The following is a 2467-nucleotide window of genomic DNA, read 5'->3' as shown; positions in this document are numbered from 1 at the left end:
ACGGTCGACGCCATCGCCACCGCCTATGTTTCGCTCAGCCTCGAGATCGGCACGCACGAGAAAGGCTATATCGACGCCTATTATGGCCCGCAGAGCCTGCTCGATGCGTCGACCGCGGCGCCGCGCGACCAGAAGGCGCTGCTCGTCTCGACGCGCCAGCTGATCGCGAAGCTCGAGGAGATCGCGCCCGACCTGTCCGACCCGATCGAGCGCCAGCGCCGCGCCTTCCTCGCCGCGCAGCTGCGTGCCGCCGAGACGCGGCTGATGATGATGGGCGGCGCGCGCTTCTCCTTCGCCGAAGAGGCCGAGCGACTGTTCGGCGTGCGCCCGGTGCTGCGGCCGCTCAAAAGCTATGACGCCGCGCTCGCCGCGGTCGACGCGCTGGTGCCCGGCGAAGGCCCGCTCGCGACGCGGGTCGAGGCCTATCTCGACCATTTCACCATTCCCAAGGACAAGCTGCAGGGCGTGTTCGAGGCCGCGATTTCGCGCTGCCGCGGCCGCACCGTCGCACATGTCGCGCTCGCGCCCGGCGACAGTTTCGAACTGCAGTTCGTCACCGGCAAGAGCTGGAGCGGCTATAATTATTACCAGGGCGGCTATCACAGCATCATCCAGGTCAACACCGACCTGCCGATCCGCCTGTCGCGCGCGCTCGACCTCGGCTGCCACGAGGGATATCCGGGCCATCACCTCCTCAACATGAAGCTTGAGGAGCAGATGGTGAAGGGGCGCGGCTGGGTCGAGTACAGCGTCTATCCGCTCTACAGCCCGCAAAGCCTGATCGCCGAGGGCACTGCGAACTATGGCATCGACCTCGCCTTCCCCGGCCAGACGCGCCCCGACACCGAACGCGACGTGCTGATGCCGCTCGCGGGGATCGAGCCGCCGTCGGACGACCGTTACTGGCAGCTGCTCGACGCGATGAAGGCGCTGACCGGCGCGCGGCTGACGATCGCGCAGCAATATCTCGACGGGGTCATCGACCGGCCGGCCGCGGTCGCGCTCACCGAAAAATATCTGCTCGTTTCGCCCGCGCGCGCCGAACAGTCGGTGAGCTTCACCGACCAGTATCGCAGCTATGTGATCAACTACGGGCTCGGCGAAGAAATCGTGCGCGCCTATATCGAGCGCGGCGATCCCGACCGCGACGAAATCTGGCGCCGTTTCGCGCTGATCATCGGCGAGCCGACCTTGCCGTCGGACCTGCTCGCACGGTGAGCGGGACGGCGCCCTTGCTGTGGCTCGGCCAGTCGGGGTCGCCGCGGCGCCCGCCGGCGGGGGTCGCACCGCGCGGCTGAACGATCCGGTGCGCCCTTGCGCGTGCCGTCCGTTCCTCCGTGCCATTTTGCAAGGGATAGCCCCATGCTCGACAAGACCGAAACCCACCGCCGCATCGAAACCCCCGACATGAAGGATTATGGGGTCTATCTCGCGGTCGACCGCCTGCTCGACTGCCAGAAGCCGCTCGCCGAACTCTGCACCCCCGACGAATTGCAGTTCCAGATCGTTCACCAGGTCGAGGAATTGTGGATGAAGCTGATCGCCTTCACCCTCACCGAGATCGACGGCCATATGGCGGCGGGCGAGACGATGCGCGTGCTCAGCCTGTTCGACCGGGTGAACCGCCTCATGCGGCTGATGACCGACCAGCTGGCGCTGCTCGAGACGATGAGCCCCTTCGACTACCAGTCGATCCGCCTCCAGCTCGGCAACGGGTCGGGGCAGGAAAGCCCGGGTTTCCAGCTGCTGCTGACGATGCCGCAGCCGCTCTGGGCGCGCTATAAGGCGTCGTATCTCGACCCCGCAGGCCGCAGCGTCGCCGACGTCTATGACACCGGCTACAAGCATGACGAGGCCTATATGGTCGCCGAGGCGCTGATCGAGTTCGACGAACTGTTCCAGATCTTCCGCGCCCACCATATCTATCTGATCCACCGCTCGATCGGCATGGGGTCGAAGTCGCTCAAGGGACGCCCGGTCGAGCTGCTCAACGCGGGCACGCGGCACCGCTTCTTCCCCGAGCTTTGGGACATCCGCGCCGAGATGACCGACCGCTGGGGCGCCGAATATGGGGTCAAGCGCGACAGCATCAGCGGCGGTGCGGCCGGGCACGGCAGCGGGCTGTGACCCCCGCCCTGCTCCAGCCTGGCGTCGCGACGCGCTTCCACCTGCCGCCGGGCAGCGTCTACCTCAAGAGCCACAGCGTCGGCTGCCAGCCGCGTGGCGCCGCTGCCGCCCTGCAGGCGCGGCTGCTCGATCCCTGGCGCGACACCGGCGAGGCCTGGCCCGACTGGCTCGCCGCGATCGACGACTGGCGCGCCGCGCTCGGCGCGCTGATCGCGGTCGAGGCGCGCGACCTCTGCCCCGCGACCAACGTCAGCGCCGCGCTGTCGCGCTATCTGTCGGCGCTCGGCCAGGCAACGACGCGCCGCACCCTCCTGCTCGCGACATATCCGATCGTCGGGAA

Annotated in this window: 3 protein-coding genes; all 3 read left to right on the top strand. The window is 67.7% G+C overall.

What is annotated here, in order from left to right; all coding sequences use genetic code 11:
• The coding region (locus tag B1A78_RS21410; RefSeq protein ID WP_077148859.1) for a hypothetical protein at nt 1-1218 on the top strand (1218 nt) is incomplete at its 5' end.
• Nucleotides 1219-1362: 144 nt separating this feature from the next.
• Nucleotides 1363-2127: a tryptophan 2,3-dioxygenase family protein gene (locus B1A78_RS21405; RefSeq protein ID WP_077148858.1), complete on the top strand. Its 765-nt coding sequence runs from the start codon at nt 1363-1365 to the stop codon at nt 2125-2127.
• Nucleotides 2124-2467: hypothetical protein (locus tag B1A78_RS21400; protein ID WP_218668021.1), on the top strand; the 344-nt coding region annotated here is incomplete at its 3' end. The genes B1A78_RS21405 and B1A78_RS21400, both read left to right, overlap by 4 nt.

The sequence above is a fragment of the Sphingopyxis sp. KK2 genome (assembly GCF_001990265.1).
Lineage (GTDB): Bacteria > Pseudomonadota > Alphaproteobacteria > Sphingomonadales > Sphingomonadaceae > Sphingopyxis.
Note: the sequence above shows the minus strand (reverse complement) of the source record. Positions and strands in the feature narration are given on the sequence as shown.

What these genes read in the sequence shown, in the direction of transcription:
- B1A78_RS21405 (WP_077148858.1), top strand. Translation starts at nt 1,363, where the DNA reads ATGCTCGACAAGACCGAAACCCACCGCCGCATCGAAACCCCCGACATG.